The sequence below is a fragment of the Mycobacterium sp. MAC_080597_8934 genome, from assembly GCF_000523975.1.
Taxonomy (GTDB): Bacteria; Actinomycetota; Actinomycetes; order Mycobacteriales; family Mycobacteriaceae; genus Mycobacterium; species Mycobacterium avium.
The window spans coordinates 17,089-32,608 of sequence record NZ_JAOS01000017.1 but is presented as its reverse complement, the minus strand read 5'-3'; the positions used below and the strand labels follow the sequence as shown (position 1 = coordinate 32,608).

The window sequence follows — 15,520 nt, the reverse complement described above, 5'->3', positions numbered from 1 at the left end:
GGATCAGCTGCGGCCCGCACGAAAAGTATCGTCGAGCGAGTCAAGCGCGGTTGCGATGTCGTCAAGCTCGTCGTCGAAGAGATCCGCGTAGGTGTGTGCGGTCACGGTGATTGATGCGTGGCCCATTGCCTTTTGCAGGAGTCGCAAGTCGGCGCCGGCCCGTCGTGACAGCGATGCGTAGGTATGCCGTAGGTCATGCACACGCAAGTTGTCCCGGCCGATCTCAGTCACAGACTTCCGCCAGTTGACCGCACGCTTCCAGTTCTCCAGGCTCAGCCGGGAACCCTTCGGCGACGCGATCGCCGGCGCGCCACAGGGTCGTGCGTCGAGCCGCGCCTTAAGTGCCGGCATCAAGCGCTCGGGGATTGGGACAGAACGTCGGCCGGCTTGCGATTTCGGGTTCCCTTCAACGAGTTTGCCGCCGACTTGGGTCATCGACCGGCGAACACGGATTCGACGAGCGCCCAGGTCGACATCCTCGACATTGAGGCCGGTGAGTTCACCGAATCGTAGGCCTGTGTAAGCCAGGAGCAAGACGACGTCACCTTGAGCGCCGCATGTTTGGGCAAGTGTTGCGACTTCGCCGACGGTTAGATAGACGTGTGTGGCTTGCCGCATCGGTGGGAATTTGGTGCGTGATGCGGGGTTCTTGCCGAGGAGCTGGTCTTCCTCGACGGCGCGGTCAAGGGTCATCTTGAGGACCGAGTGCGTCCACCTCACGGTCCGCGGTCCGAGACCCGACGCTGACATGGCATTCACCCATCGTTGGATCGACTCGTGGTCGATTCTTGCGATCGGCCACGAACCAAACTGTGGCTCGATACGCAGCCTCCAGTTGTCTTCGTATCCGCGGCGGACTTTCGCGCTCAGGTCGGGTCGGGAGGCTAGCCACGATCGATAGACGTTGCGGAGCAGGATTTTGCCGCCGCGTGGGTCCACCCTGACGCCCGCGGCGCTGTCGGTGACGAGCCTTGCTTCGAACTGGCGCGCCTCCCGCTCTGTTCGGAAGCTCTTCTTGCGCTTCGAACGATCCGGTAGGCGCCATTGGACGTCATAACGCACGCCGTCCTTCGTCTCGCGGCGCTTTATGGCCAAGATTCCTCCGGAATGACGTTGGGGGAATTGAGGATCAGTGCCTGCAGCCAGCAGTGAGCGTGTGCAAGCTTGATCGTTAGCTCAAAATTTGCGGTTGTGCTAAGTCGTGGGTGAGGGCGAATCGCTCTACACCCGAGTCGATTCCAGCCAATCTTTGACGTCATCCAGTAACCATCGACGGTGCCGATCGCTAAGCCTGAGGTGATGTGGACCAGGCGCATCAATCCCACGTTCCCGCCTGGCCGCCCAATCATGCAGCGTTGAGACCGGAACTCCGGTCATTGCTCGAACTTCATGAGCGGTGAGCATGACCGACGCATTTTCTATAGTCATCGTCTCCAACCCCGTCTCCCGCCGTTGGTACTGGCCGGCAGGTCATACCGAGATCATGAGGCATAGTTCTCGATTCCCGCTACCAGCAGTGCGACATTCGATCGGAAATGCACCGTCGAGTGCGGTCAGGGGGTCGAATCTGCGAGACCGGCTTTAGGAGAGCGGTCAAGCCCTTCTGGTTGAGGTCCAGAAGGGGTGTCTGAGCTGGTCATATAGCGCCATCGCACACCAAGCGAAACCACCGCGTGCCGACCAGTGCAGATAGCGGGTTTCAGGCTGCTGTGGTACGGGTCTCGTTGGCATAAGTGTGTCGTAGCGCGTGAACGAGCGCACCCGACCGTTTCCCGGATCGGACAGGTGGTTGTGGTGAGTGGTGCGGATCGGTGCGGATGTGTTGCATTGGTGGGCAGTTGATTTGGCGACAGTGGGTGCGGACAAATGGGGACACAGATGATGTTGGTCAGGTTGGTAGAGCGCGACGATGGGTGTGTCCTATGGTTCCCACGTGGTGAACATCAATTCGAAATCGGCGGCGCGCAAGCGTGTCCGGGAGGCGCAGCATAAGGCCAACGAGGCACGTCTGGAGCGTGAGCGTCAAAATGTCGATGACGCTGCGTCGTTTCTCGTCGAGATTGGGCGGCTGGTCGCCGTCGACGAGTGGGAGCGCAACCGTATCCTCGAGATACGCGCAGAGGGGGAGCGGCGCCGTCACGAACACCGCCAGGCTGGCGCGACAGCGGTGGCCCGGATGCAAGGCCGTGGTGAAAGCCTCACTGCGATCGCTGAACTGGCGGGAGTCAAAGTCGGTGAGGTGCGCGCGGTGTTGAAGTCTGCCGACGCGCAGGCAGCGCCACGCGCGGATGCACTAGGCGCGGAAGGCAGCGCGGCGCGGGGCGCAGGAGAGGGCGCGGTGCCGGAAGCCGGCGGTGGCGCAGCCACCGACGCCGCGGCGCAAGCACTAGGTTCGGTAGACGCCGCCGCGCGAGAGGTCGGCGGTGGCGTGCCCAACAACGTGGCGGCACAAGCACTAGGTGCTGGTGCGCCGTGAACCGTCGACCGACGGTGTCGGTGAGGTCGTCAAGCGTCGGTGCACGTGCGAACGACTATGGGGGCGCTTTGTGGGTGGACCCGGTTGTGCATGCCAGCGGATGCCGCCGGTTCGACTCCTACGTCGTGCGGGGCCCCGGCGCAATCAACGCCCCGATCCACGAGTGCCCGAGGAAGTGGTCACCCTCTCGGCGGCGGCTGCCGGCCAACGTCATGATGTGGCCGGATGCCATCGGGAGCGGCGAGTCGATGAGGCGCGCGCACAACTCACTGCCGCGGCGGAATCGCGTGACTTTTGGGGTGATGATCTGAGCCCGGCATGTCCAGTTTTCCGCGGAAAACTGGCCTGTCGCTCGTCAATCGACGCAAGTCATGGACTCGCTGATGTGATTGACGGACCGGGAAGGCGCGAAAGACGGCATGCGATCTCCGGTTGGATCTGGGCAGTTTTCCGCGGAAAACTGGCGAGATGTAATGCACAATTCAGCGTGTCTGAGGGGCGGTCGTTCGGTCAGCGACGTATTTCCTGGCGGCCGGTTCCCGGAGTGGGCCGCAGCCGCGGCCCAAGCGCACCAAGGTCTTCTCCCCATGACTAAAGTTGTCACTGTTTTGAACCAAAAAGGCGGTGTCGGCAAGAGCACCGCGACCGTCAATCTGGCCGCCGTACGAGCCCAAAAACTGACCGCATATCTCGAGCCCGACGCGTTCTCGCCGGTGGCTGCGGTCTCGATAGACCCGCAGGGGTCGGCAAAATGGTGGGCCAACCGGGTCGACGCACTCCCCTTCCATCTTGTCCAAGCGCACGACGATCCCCTCGAATGGCTGCAGCAGCTCAACAACCTGCCCGGTATTGTCGAGGTCTACGTCGATACCGCCGGCTGGTTCGACCTCGACGCGGACTCCTCTCGAGATGGTCTAGGTGACGGATACTCCGCCGATGCACTGCGGACCGTCCTCGACGTCACCGCCGAAGCGATCGTCCCGGTGCTGCCGGCGCCGATGTGCTTCGACCCAACCGCGCGCACGATCCGTAAGCTTCTCGAACCGCGCAACATCCCCTACCGGGTCTTCATCAATGATTGGGACCCGCGCGATGGCGAACACTGGTTAAAGCAAACGCAGAAGTTCATTCGCGGACAGGGATGGCCCTTAGCCGAGACGGTAGTGCGGCACTACAAGATTCACACGAATGCCTGCAGCGAGGGCGTCGTGGTCACCCAGTACAAGAAGAGTGGCTCGGCGGCCAACGCGGCGGCTGACTTCTACAAGCTCGCCGACGAACTGAACATGGTAGGAGTCCGGTAATGGGGCGCGGTGGTGTCAAGACATTCGATGATCTCGTCGATGCTGTTGGCGACAACTCATCTGTTGACGGAAACGCGAAGATTCCCGTCGTCGCCCCACGGTCGGGCCTGTCGCGGTCGGTGGCTCTACGAGACCTGGTCGGCAACCCACACAACCCGCGCGATTCGGTCGGTGACCTCGACGAGTTGGCCTCCATCGTTGACTTCCAACTACAGCCCGTAGTTGTTGTCACCCGAGGAGCATTTCAAAACATCTACCCCGAGACCACGATTTCGGCGCGGTGGGTAGTAATCATCGGCAACCGGCGGTTGGCCGCCGCGCACAAGTTCGGCCGACCCGAGCTCGACATCGTGATCAAAGACGAACTCGCCAATGATCGCGCAACGCTGCTCACGGCTGTAATCTCCGAGAACGTCGACCGCTCGGGATTCGACGTGATCGAGGAAGCCAAAGCTGTCGAGAGGCTAGTGGGGGAGTACGGCAGCGCTGACGCCGCGGCCGAACATCTTCGTAAGAGCAAGACGTGGGTGTCACATCGGCGCGCGCTACTCAAACTGGCACCCGATCTTCAGGAAGCCACCCGCAGGGGCGATCTGGCGATTCGCGAAGCGCGTTCACTTGCCCAGGTTCCGCTCGCACAGCAGGTGGCCCGGTGGAAGGCCGCTCGCGGCCGGCGCAGTGAAGGGGCCAACACCGCCAATGAAACCGAAGACGGCAATTCGGATTCGGCGGCACGAGACGAACCAACGGCGCCGCCGCTGCGCTCGGTGACGCGGGCGCTTCGAAAGTTCGACGCGGATCCACGCGCCCTGGCGATAGCGTTGCGCGATCAACTTGGCGATAAAGGAGCCAGGACACTGGTCGGCCAGCTCAGGAAGTTGCTCACATAGCATCGCGAGGGTCAGTTTTCCGTGGAAAGCTGACCCATCCATCGAGGTGGCGTGGCATACTGCACGCTCAGCCACACTCAATTATGTTGGGCGTCAAGCGGTTTCGGTGGCACCGTTCGATATCGCAGGTGGTGGTTGTCGGCGTCAACACCGGCGAGCCGAAAGCCAAACGCACCCCACGGCAACGCTCACAGCTGGGAGCGCTGGGAGGCGTGAGCGGCGAAGTTGGTGCTGGTGATAGCCGCGTGGGCGCGGTTTAGGTGATACTGCCGGGTATGTCGCTCGATGAGGTGGTGGCTGAGGCTGGCCGTGTATTGGGCGATGCGCGCAGGCTTTTCGGGGCGGCGCCGATGATTAACGGGGGTTGGTCATCAACGTCGGGACTGGTGACGGGTCGCCAGGTTGTGGCAGGCGCGGGACAGGCCGCCGCCGCAGGCTGGGGTGGTGCGGCGGCCACCGGGTACGGCGTTGCCAACACTGGGCAGCTATTTTCCCTGGATCACACCATCGCCGCCGACGCGGGGACCGGCCCGCCGCTGACCGGCGTGGGAGAGGCTGCTGCCGCGGGTGGCGGGGCATGGATGGGGTGATCACCGATACCCGTTCGGGGGTGGCCGCGATCGCTCCTGCCACCGGAACCCCGGCAGGCAAGCGGGAATTGGTGACGCATTTGCAAAGCCAGCTGGATCGGGCCAAGGCCCTGTTGCGCATCTGTGAGCGGCGCAATATGGAGCTGGCGGCGTTGATCGGGCGAGGTGCCGGCGGCTACGGCGCAGGGATGGGCGCGATGCCGATGGGCGCCGGCGCCATGACCGGTGGCATGCCGATGGGCGGCCTGGGCGCCGCCGGCGGGGGAGTGGGCAGCCCACTTTCTATCCCCGGCCTCGACACCGCCCTGTCCGGGCTTACCCGAAACCACCACCACACCAACCCCGAGCCGGATCAGGGATTGAACCTGGCCGCCGAGCCCGCAGGTCCAGGGGCCGACCGCGTCCGCGCGGCGATCCGCAAAGCCCTCGACATCGAAGGCGTTCATGATCCCGTAGCACGTGCCCGGTGGGAAGCCGGGATGATGCTGGTGGCTAAACGTGAATCCGGATACCGCAACGACGCCATAAACCACACCGATGCCAACGCGCAGAGGGGAGATCCCAGCGGAGGGTCGTTCCAATTCACCGGTGCAACGTTCCGGCAGTATCACCAGCCGGGCACAGCAAGTAGCCGATTCGACGACGTATCCGAAGCGTGCGCGTTCATCAACTACGCCCGCGGCCGCTATTGCGTCGCAGCTGACGCGTCGAATCTGGCAGCCAACATCCAGCAGGCCGATCCCACACGACCGCCGAAGGGTTACTGAGCGGCGAAGTTGGTGCTGGTGATAGCCGCGTGGGCGCGGTTTAGGTGATACTGCCGGGTATGTCGCTCGATGAGGTGGTGGCTGAGGCTGGCCGTGTATTGGGCGATGCGCGCAGGCTTTTCGGGGCGGCGCCGATGATTAACGGGGGTTGGTCATCAACGTCGGGACTGGTGACGGGTCGCCAGGTTGTGGCAGGCGCGGGACAGGCCGCCGCCGCAGGCTGGGTGGTGCGGCGGCCACCGGGTACGGCGTTGCCAACACTGGGCAGCTATTTTCCCTGGATCACACCATCGCCGCCGACGCGGGGACCGGCCCGCCGCTGACCGGCGTGGGAGAGGCTGCTGCCGCGGGTGGCGGGGGCATGGATGGGGTGATCACCGATACCCGTTCGGGGGTGGCCGCGATCGCTCCTGCCACCGGAACCCCGGCAGGCAAGCGGGAATTGGTGACGCATTTGCAAAGCCAGCTGGATCGGGCCAAGGCCCTGTTGCGCATCTGTGAGCGGCGCAATATGGAGCTGGCGGCGTTGATCGGGCGAGGTGCCGGCGGCTACGGCGCAGGGATGGGCGCGATGCCGATGGGCGCCGGCGCCATGACCGGTGGCATGCCGATGGGCGGCCTGGGCGCCGCCGGCGGGGGAGTGGGCAGCCCACTTTCTATCCCCGGCCTCGACACCGCCCTGTCCGGGCTTACCCGAAACCACCACCACACCAACCCCGAACTCGCCGGTGACCACGACGCCGCGATCGCTGGGGGAGGGCCATTAGCGCGCATCGCGGTCAAAGCCGCACTAACCCGCTTGGGGTGCCCCTATGTCTGGGGGGCCAAGGGGCCCAACCAATTTGACTGCTCCGGCCTGGTTCACTGGTCCTACGCTCAGGCCGGCATCACCTTGGGTCCCGACACATACACCCAGATTCACCAGGGCGCCAAGGTAGCTCATGGAAACGTCGAAGCCGGAGACCTGATCTTTCCCGAAGCAGGGCACGTCATGCTCGCCATCAGCCCAACGCAGTGCGTAGAAGCCCAGCAATCCGGTGTGCCGGTCAGGATTTCGCCGATGCCAGCCTCGTACGTGGCGCGCCGGCCGATGGCGTAGCAGTTTCGGTCGAGGCCTGCGCGTCCCCGGCGGCGTCGCGGATGACGTCGCGATACTCGTGCAGCTCGGTCAGCGCCGACATGGTCTCGCTAAACGACTTTCCGCGCACGTGCGGCAGACTCGCGACAATGAGCGACTCTAACTGCAACAGTTGATCGTCGAGGTCGCGCAGCGTTGCCTTCGCCTGTGCACTGTTGCTGTGGCGCACCAGAATCTGTGCGCATATCGCAGATATCGCCGCTATCGCCTTAGCGATTCCCAAGGCCTGCAACGTGGTGCGCGGATCGGTCGACACCGACTCGAACGAGGGCTGCGCCGTGAGCGCCGCTGCCGGGCGCGGTTGGGTCTGCGGGATGGGCTCACCGCGGCGTAGCGCATCGAGGGTGCCGCGCGGCCACTGCAGGGCATCTTCGAACTTCACGCGGTTGATCCGATGAGGAAATGACTTGCCGCGCTCAAGCAACGCGGCCGTGTTCAGCGACACATTCGCCGCGTCAGCTAGCTCTCGCTGCGTTTCCAGCCCAACTTCGACTCGGCGGTCGGCAACGGCCTTGCCGACCCGCTCTAGCGGGCTCTCGCCAGGTGGAGTCGCCTTGGTGCTCACCGTGTCCTTCGCCATCGTCGCCGCCGTCGTCGACCGACGACCTCTCGGATACTTGCAAGTTAACTATAGAAGTTGACCACGTTCAGCCACGGTCGGACACGGGATCCCAACAGATGTGCCACGCGAGAGATGCACAGAAATAGCCTGTTTAAGGCAGAAAAGCATGGTTTCGCGCAGCAGATGCGCAGGGGTGCCAATACGCTGTACGCCCTTGAACTGTGTCGACTTACTCTGCCGAAACCTTCATCTGCACTGATGTTGCCTATCAGCGCATGAGCAGCTATAAACGTAGTCAGTACACAACATACACAATATGATGCACAGGTATAATTAGGAATGGAGAGCGCCGTGACCACCATCCGACCCTTGCGAGCCGACACCGGCCTGTGCGAGTACGAAGACCCCGACACCTGGTTCAGGGGATATAGCGGGGAGCGAGAGTCGGCAGCGATCTGCACCAACTGCCCCATCATCGTCGCCTGCGCCCAGAACGCCCTCAGATTTGGCGCTACCGATGGGGTGTGGGCGAGCGTGGCCATGCCCGGCGCCCGTGACGTCGCCGCCCTCAAGGCCGCTCGAGCGCAATTACGCGAGGTCATCGCCCGCTACCGAAACCAACCCCCAGCGCTACGGCTGCGGTCCCTGCAAATCCGTCAGGCCGTGCACTTCGCGGCCACCCAGCGCGACCTGCGCCGCCGACAAGCGGCTAAACCCGCGTCCAGGGCAAGTGCGACGCTAAGGGAGAAGGCCAGTGCCTAGCAGCAGCGCAGCCACCCGCGTCCTGCGCGACGACCTGCTCGCCCAACTCCGCATCGCGCAACGGCCCCTCACGACGGCACAGTTGCGCCTGCACGCGCCTGACGTGCCGGTCGCGGGGGTCGCGATATCCTGCGCCCCGATCCACGAGCAGATCTACCGGGTGCTGTGCGGCCTTGAGCGTCAAGGCCTGCTGACCCGCGGTGGCCGTGAAGGCCGCGAGGTCACCTGGACGGCGGCCGCCAACCCCGCCGACCGCGAAATCGCCGCCCTGGAAGCCGCTTTCAGCGCCTCGGACGGCCAGCCGGCGCCACGTTGAAAGGGCGCCATCCGATGATCACATGTCCCGTTCGAGCGGCGCTGACAGCTCGGGTGCCCGAACTGGCCAACGGCTCCGTCGAAATCATTGCGGTCGCACGCGAGCCCGGACTGTTGGCTAAAGTCGCGGTCCGATCACGTGTTCGCGGGATCAACGCGGTCGCCGTCTGTATCGGGTGGGGCGGCCTGCGTATCGCCGACGTCGAAAAGCGCCTCTGCGGCGAACATGTCAGCATCATCGCCTACGACAGCGACACTGCCAGGTACGTGATCAACGCACTGGGAATCAAGTCTGCGATCGCCGAAGTCATCAACCCTGAACAGCGCCGCATCCGCGTTTACGTCAACCCCGATGACTATGCGCGCGCACTAGGCAAGGTTGGTCACAACTTGCGCCTTGTCCGGCAGCTGACCTCCTGCAGCATTCACATCCGCACCGCCACTGGCGCAAATCGTGCCCCCATGGTTGCACCACCAGGCAGTTGCCCCCGATCCCAGTAACCGAAAGGCAACCCAATGAGCGCAAACACCCTGTATGACATCGAGCTGCGCGACTGGGACCGAGTCGAAATCCTATCTGCCACATCGCAAAGCGGCGCCTACGCGGCGCGTACCGAGGTCTCGTGGTCCAACCGGAAGATCTTCACCCCGACATTATTCGACTGCGGCACAACGACATGACCTCCCCCGATGCACGCTCGGCTGCGGCACGAAGACGGGTCGCTGAGCGTCGGCTGCGCCAGTTTATGGCTAACCACGGTTACCCCGACCCCGACTCGAGCCGATCGGAGCGCACAATATGGCACGGAGGACGCGGCCAGATCCACACCAGCCGGGTCTGTTCGACATCTTCGGCGGGGACGGTGGTGGTGACGAGCCCAGAGATACGCCAGATCGTGGCGGAGGCCTACGCGGGCCCGCTCGAGCTGCCCCCGCAGTGGAGCCCAGCCCAACGCGAGACATTCCTGGACAGCCAGGCGGCCAGGATCAGCTACCAGGTCGCCGAGCTGGCGGCCGAGATGGGCGCCCAGGCGGTAGGGGCGTGGACCCGCAGCCGCGGCGAGCATCCGGATTACCTGACCAAGGCAGGGATGCTGAACACCGCACGCAGCCAGGCGATGGAGATCGTGCTCAACAACGAGCTCTACGAGCAGATCCCGACCGAGGACGGCCAGCCCAGCAACCTGTGGGGGGAGCACAACGACCCAGCGCCCGATCGCAGTCAGGTGCCCTGGGATCAACGCTGGACCCGGCCCCAGTATCGCAGCGACCCCAGCCAGAACATCGAGGCGCTGATCGCGGATCTGTGGCCGGACCCGAATTACTCGGCGGTGTTTCGGATCAAGGCCGGATACCTGCTAGCCGCCCGGGCCGAGGATGGCCTGCCCCTACCGAGCGGCCCGGACGATCCGCTCACGAGCACGCTGGCTCAGATGGTCTACACCGATCTGCGCGACGACGGCATACCCGAGCGGTAAACGCCCAGCCCTCACTGTTCGATGAGGCCGATCAGCCCACCGATCCGCGCTCGATTGACCCCGGCGGCGCCCCGCTGCCGCGGCCGAACCCGCGCACACCAGCCCACCAGCCAATCGACCCGCCGGCGGGCACCGTACAAAGCCCGGCTGTATCAGACGAACCGACTCCGGCCGCCGAGCAGCGGATAGAAGAATTCACCAGCCCCACCGATTTTCCGGCAAGCCTCGACACCCTGGTGCCATCGGGGTCCAAAGCACGCATCCGCGCCAACATTGCCGCCGTCCAGCTGCTGCGCGCCCTGCAAGACGCGCAGCGGCCGGCCACCCCAGCCGAACAACGTGTCCTGGCCACCTGGTCAGGCTGGGGTGCGGTACCCCAGGTGTTCGACCCCCGCGCCAGCGACCTCACCGCCGAACGGGACACCCTGGCCGAGTTGCTCGATCGCGACCAATACCGCCAGGCAGAGGCCTCCATCCTCAACGCCCACTACACCGATCCCGCCATCGCCGCCGTGGTGTGGGAAGCACTAGGTCGGGCCGGGTTTAGCGGTGGCAAGGTCCTCGAACCAGGTTGCGGAGCAGGAACATTCATCGCTCACGCCCCCGATGAGGCAGTCATGGTTGGTGTGGAAAGTGACGCCACCACCGCAGCCATCGCCGCCCTGCTCTACCCATCGGCCCAGATCCGCCACGAAGGTTTCGAATCCACTCACGTCCCCGAAAACAGCTTCGCCGCCGCCGTCGGCAACGTCCCCTTCGGCCGCTACGCGGTCACCGACCCCGCCCACAACCCCGCCCGTCACTCCATCCATAACCACTTCATCGTCAAATCCCTCGCGCTGATTGCCCCCGGTGGATACGTGGCTGTGCTGACCAGCCGCTACACCCTGGATGCGGCGAAATCGGTCGCCCGGCGTGACATTTCGGCCAAAGCCGACCTCATCGGCGCGATCCGGCTCCCGTCGAAGGCGTTTACGCGGGTGGCCGGCACCGAGGTCGTCACCGACCTGCTCATCCTGCGCCGCCGCGATCCCCGAACCCCCTCCCCAGACGAACTGCCCGCCTGGATCAACACCGAAGCCATCGAACTCACCGACCCCGACACCGGCGCCGGCGAAACCCTGCACATCAACTCCCATTTCGTCGCCAACCCCCACAACGTGCTCGGCCAGATGCACCTGGGCCGCGGACTCAACGGCTCCCACCAACTCGTCGTGCGCGGCACCAGCGGCACCAGCGGCACCAGCGGCACCGAGCTCGCCGAGCAGCTGCACGACCGGCTACACCTGCTCATCGACTCGGCCATGAAGCACGGGCTCGGATTAACCGCCACGCCGGCTGAACTCACCGAGGTCTCCGCAGACGTCTTCGACCCCGGCCTGATCACCGCGGCCGACCGCGGTGAGGACACCCCGCTCTACACATTGCGCTACAGCGAGGCCAACCGCGGCATCGAATACTGGGCCGGACACCAATGGGAACCCCACAAAACCCCGAAAACGCTGCTAGCAGAAACCCGCGAACTCATCGGCCTGCGCGACGTCGCCGTCAGCCTCATCGCCTCCCAACGCGACGGCCAGCCCGCCGCCGAGCGCGACCAGCTCCGCGGACACCTCAACACCCTCTACGACAACTACGTGCGCCAGCATGGCCCCCTCAACCGGTTCACCTGGGTCTATCCCACCGTCACCCAAGAACGCCACGATCAGCGCTTGGCCGCCGCCGAAACCGCCTGGCGCACCGCCGAAGGCACCCCCGAGCGCCCCTACACCGGGCCCGTGCCCGACGACGTCGCCGCGCAATGGGACACCGAGGCCTCCGAAGCGCCCGCGCCCTACAAGAAGCGGCGTCACCTCGACGGCGGAATGCGCCACGACCCCGGATGGGCACTGGTCGCCTCATTGGAAATCTTCGACGAAGACACCGGCTCCGCCCAGAAATCGCCCATCTTTTCCACCGACCTGCTCACCCCGCCGCTGGAGCGCGCCACCGCCGACACCCCCGAAGAAGCGTTGGCGGTGTGCCTGGACCGCACCCAGCGCGTCGACGTCGACCTAATCGCCAACCTGCTAGAAGTCGAAGTCGACGACGCCCGTGACCTGATCGCTGGACTGGTCTATCCCAGCCTCGACGACCCCGACGAACTCGTCCCCGCCGTGAGTGCCCTGTCCGGCAACGTGCGCACCAAACTCGCCCGCGCGCTCGATGCGGCCGAAACCAACCCGATCTACAACGACTACGCCGCCGCCCTGCAACAGGTGCTGCCGCCCCAGCGTGAAGCCCAAGACATCAAAATGCGCCCCGGGGCACCGTGGATCCCGGCCCAAGTCGTCGCCGCCTTCGCCGAGAAAACATTCGACGCCACCGGTGTGGTCGCCGAACACATCGGCGGGCGCTGGGTCGTCGACGTTGCCTCCTACAAACGCCACGGCCGGCTGATGACCGACGAATGGGGAACCGACCGACGCGGCTGCGACGCGGTCAGCCTGCTCGAGGCCGCCTGCAACTCCAAAGCCGTCCTCGTCAACAACGACGACGGTGTCCTCGACCTGCAGGCCACCTTCGCCGCCCAAGCCAAAATGGCCAAAATCAGCGAGGAATTCACCCGCTGGCTGTGGTCTGACGAGACCCGCCGCGACACCCTGGTCGCCGAATACAACCGGCGCTTCAACTCGCGGCGCGCGCCTGCCTACGACGGCTCACACATGCGTTTTCCTGGCATGTCGGATCACTTCACGCCGCACTTCTACCAGCGCAACGCCGCCGCGCGCATCATCTCCGAGCCCGCCGTTCTCTTGGATCATGTTGTCGGAGCGGGCAAGACGGGAAGCATGGTCGCTGGAGCGCTGGAACTGCGGCGCCTGGGGTTGGTACGCCAACCCTGGCTCGTGGTACCCAATGCGATCACCGAACAAGTTGGCCGCGAAGCCCAACAGTGGTATCCGGCCGCCAAGATTCTGCTCGGCTCAGCGGCCACCACCGCTGATGGACGGCGCCGCTTCATCGCCCAAACCGCCTCAAGTGATTGGGATCTCGTTGTCATCCCGCAGTCGGCGTTCACCGCGATCAACGTCTCCACGGATATGCGCGTCGACTACATCGAAAACCAGCTCGATACATTGCGCGAACAACTCCAATCCGCCGAAGCCGACCGCAGCAAAAAGCGCATCGAACTCGCCATCAAAAGCGCCAAGGCGCGGCTAGAAAAACTTGTAGCCGCCAACACCAAAGACACTGGGTTGCGGTTTGAGGAATCCGGTTGTGACTATCTGATGATCGACGAGGCCGACACGTACAAGAACTTGGGCCGCACCTGCAACATTGAAGAATTATCGTGCCCCAACGCATCGCAACGTGCCGAGGACCTCGCCCTCAAACTCACCGTGTTGCGCCAGCGGCGCCGCGACGAGGCGCTGGCCAAAGGCATTCCCGCGCACCGGGTTGTCGAACGGGTCGCGACCTTCGCCACCGGCACACCGATCAGCAACTCATTAGGCGAGCTATGGGTCATGCAAACCTACTTGCGGCCAGACCTTTTAGAGCACGCCGGGGTCGCTGACCTGGGGGACTGGGGTGCGGCGTTTACCGCGACCACCACCACCATCGAGGTCAACACCACGGGCACTAAGCTGCGGCCCGTCACGCGAGTAGGGAAGTTCACCAACCTGCCCGCCCTGCTGGCGCTGTCCTCGGTCTACACCGACGTCGTCACCCGCGACCAAGTCCCCGTCGAGCTGCCGCCGCTTCGCACCGGGCAACGCCAAATCATCAGCTTGCACCCCGACATCGAAGTCGTCGACTTCATTACCGACTTGGGCTACCGCCTCGATCATCTCGACTCACGCAATCCCCGACGCGACAACCCACTCAAAATCAGCAACGACGGGCGCAATGAAACGCCCTGGAAATCCCGGAGGCTCCTGACCTTGGAAACGAGGATGCAGGTATGCCGAAGGAACAGTCGCCCGGGAAGCCGACGACACGTCGATACAGTGCCGAGGAGAAGGCCGCCGCGGTGCGGATGGTCCGCACCTTGCGCGCGGAGCTGGGCACCGAGCAGGGCACAGTGCAGCGGGTCGCTCGCCAGCTCGGCTACGGAGTGGAATCGGTGCGCACCTGGGTCCGTCAGGTCGACATCGACGAAGGCCTGGCTCCTGGGGTGACGACCTCGGAGTCGAAGAAGGTGAAGGAACTCGAACAGGAGATCCGAGAACTCAAGCGTGCCAACGAGATTCTGAAGCGAGCGGCAAGTTTCTTCGGGGCGGAGCTCGACCGCCAACACAAGAAATAGTCGATTTCATCGACGACAATCGCGGGGAGTTCGGGGTCGAGCCCATCTGCACGGTCCTGCGCAGCGCAGGCTTGCAGGTGGCCCTGAGCACCTACTACGACGCCAAAGCCCGGGTCCCATCGGCGCGGGCCCTGCGCGACGCCGTCCTCGGGCCGGCGTTGTGCCAGCTCTGGAAAGACAACTACTGCGTCTATGGGGCCCGCAAACTCTGGAAAACGGCTCGTCGCGATGGTCATGACGTCGGTCGCGATCAGGTGGCCCGGCTGATGCGGGCCGCAGGCATTGAGGGGGTCCGGCGCGGCAAACGGGTGCGGACCACCAAAGCTGACCCAGCCGCGGCGCGGCACCCGGACTTGGTGCACCGCAACTTCGCCGCGGCTGCCCCGAACCAGCTCTGGGTGACCGACCTGACATTCGTGCCGACCTGGGCCGGGGTGGCCTACGTGTGCTTCATCATTGACGCACACTCGCGGATGATCGTGGGGTGGCGGGTGGCTTCGCACATGCGGACCTCGATGGTTCTCGACGCGTTGGAGATGGCGCGTTGGTCACGCGGAACTACATTGCAGGACTTGATATGTCACTCAGATGCCGGGTCGCAATTCACGTCCATTCGCTACGGCGAGCGGCTCGCTGAGATCGGCGCAGTCCCGTCAATTGGGACCGTTGGAGATAGTTTCGATAACGCTCTCGCGGAGACAGTCAACGGTTACTACAAGGCCGAGCTGATCTACGGGCCGGCTCGAAGCAGACCGTGGAAGACCGTCGAGGACGTAGAACTCGCCACCCTCAGTTGGGTCCACTGGCACAACACCAGCCGCCTGCACAGCTACCTCGGCGACATCCCACCCACGGAGTTCGAAGCCGCGTTCTACGATGCATACCGGACCGACCAACCCTTGATCGGAATCCAATAGCCCGAGCCTCCGGGAAACCCAGGGCGCTTC

The 15,520-nt window shown here is 64.4% G+C and carries 14 protein-coding genes, 1 pseudogene and 1 other annotated feature; of the genes and pseudogenes, 13 read left to right on the top strand and 2 right to left on the bottom strand.

Annotated elements, in window-relative coordinates:
• Positions 1–3: 3 nt before the first annotated feature.
• Entirely contained in the window at positions 4–1,095 is a 1,092-nt protein-coding gene (locus NF20_RS08765) for a tyrosine-type recombinase/integrase (RefSeq protein WP_007172599.1), read from the bottom strand.
• An 838-nt stretch (positions 1,096–1,933) separates the two neighbouring features.
• Here NF20_RS08765 and NF20_RS27630 point away from each other — a divergent pair.
• The 6 genes from NF20_RS27630 to NF20_RS28680 all read left to right on the top strand — a co-directional run bounded on the left by NF20_RS27630 (position 1,934) and on the right by NF20_RS28680 (position 7,126).
• A complete protein-coding gene (locus NF20_RS27630; RefSeq protein ID WP_174814220.1) occupies positions 1,934–2,476 on the top strand; it encodes a hypothetical protein in 543 nt (180 codons plus the stop codon).
• 587 nt (positions 2,477–3,063) lie between these two features.
• Positions 3,064–3,780: a ParA family protein gene (locus NF20_RS08760; protein WP_007172118.1), complete on the top strand. Its 717-nt coding sequence runs from the start codon at positions 3,064–3,066 to the stop codon at positions 3,778–3,780.
• On the top strand, positions 3,780–4,670 hold the full coding sequence (locus tag NF20_RS08755) for a ParB/RepB/Spo0J family partition protein (RefSeq protein WP_007172119.1): 891 nt from the start codon (positions 3,780–3,782) through the stop codon (positions 4,668–4,670). Before NF20_RS08760 ends, NF20_RS08755 begins: the two co-directional genes overlap by 1 nt.
• A 275-nt stretch (positions 4,671–4,945) precedes the next feature.
• Positions 4,946–5,260, top strand: coding sequence for a hypothetical protein (locus NF20_RS27175; protein WP_155947435.1), 315 nt, complete (start codon positions 4,946–4,948; stop codon positions 5,258–5,260).
• A complete protein-coding gene (locus NF20_RS25670) occupies positions 5,248–6,027 on the top strand; it encodes a hypothetical protein (RefSeq protein ID WP_050594177.1) in 780 nt (259 codons plus the stop codon). Before NF20_RS27175 ends, NF20_RS25670 begins: the two co-directional genes overlap by 13 nt.
• 148 nt (positions 6,028–6,175) lie before the next feature.
• Positions 6,176–7,126, top strand: coding sequence for a C40 family peptidase (locus NF20_RS28680; protein ID WP_322887917.1), 951 nt, complete (start codon positions 6,176–6,178; stop codon positions 7,124–7,126).
• Here the strand turns inward: NF20_RS28680 and NF20_RS08740 are convergent.
• A complete protein-coding gene (locus NF20_RS08740) occupies positions 7,074–7,745 on the bottom strand; it encodes a helix-turn-helix transcriptional regulator (RefSeq protein ID WP_007172122.1) in 672 nt (223 codons plus the stop codon). The genes NF20_RS28680 and NF20_RS08740 overlap by 53 nt on opposite strands.
• 333 nt (positions 7,746–8,078) lie before the next feature.
• Between NF20_RS08740 and NF20_RS08735 the strand changes: the two genes are divergently transcribed.
• The 7 genes and pseudogenes from NF20_RS08735 (at position 8,079) to NF20_RS08705 (ending at position 15,490) form a co-directional block, all read left to right on the top strand.
• Complete coding sequence (locus NF20_RS08735) at positions 8,079–8,489, top strand: WhiB family transcriptional regulator (protein ID WP_072501167.1); 411 nt, start codon at positions 8,079–8,081, stop codon at positions 8,487–8,489.
• On the top strand, positions 8,482–8,805 hold the full coding sequence (locus tag NF20_RS08730) for a hypothetical protein (protein WP_007172124.1): 324 nt from the start codon (positions 8,482–8,484) through the stop codon (positions 8,803–8,805). Before NF20_RS08735 ends, NF20_RS08730 begins: the two co-directional genes overlap by 8 nt.
• A 53-nt stretch (positions 8,806–8,858) precedes the next feature.
• Positions 8,859–9,305, top strand: a complete 447-nt coding sequence (locus tag NF20_RS08725) for a transcription elongation factor NusA (RefSeq protein ID WP_007172125.1) — start codon at positions 8,859–8,861, stop codon at positions 9,303–9,305.
• Between the two features lie 15 nt (positions 9,306–9,320).
• Positions 9,321–9,485: a hypothetical protein gene (locus tag NF20_RS27170; RefSeq protein ID WP_007172126.1), complete on the top strand. Its 165-nt coding sequence runs from the start codon at positions 9,321–9,323 to the stop codon at positions 9,483–9,485.
• Positions 9,486–9,673: 188 nt separating this feature from the next.
• The gene (locus NF20_RS08720; protein WP_033717261.1) at positions 9,674–10,282 is read left to right on the top strand and encodes a hypothetical protein; all 609 of its coding nucleotides are present in this window, start codon (positions 9,674–9,676) and stop codon (positions 10,280–10,282) included.
• Between the two features lie 236 nt (positions 10,283–10,518).
• Positions 10,519–14,175 (top strand): annotated as a pseudogene (locus tag NF20_RS28910) (helicase); the annotation flags it as partial.
• A gap of 53 nt (positions 14,176–14,228) precedes the next feature.
• Positions 14,229–15,490, top strand: a protein-coding gene (locus NF20_RS08705; protein ID WP_085989547.1) for an IS3 family transposase whose coding sequence is annotated in 2 segments (ribosomal slippage) — positions 14,229–14,532 and positions 14,532–15,490 — 1,263 coding nt in all. Because the reading frame shifts where the segments join, the coding sequence is not laid out codon by codon here.
• Positions 14,528–14,659, top strand: a sequence feature (AL1L pseudoknot). Its footprint overlaps the gene before it by 132 nt.
• Positions 15,491–15,520: the final 30 nt, after the last annotated feature.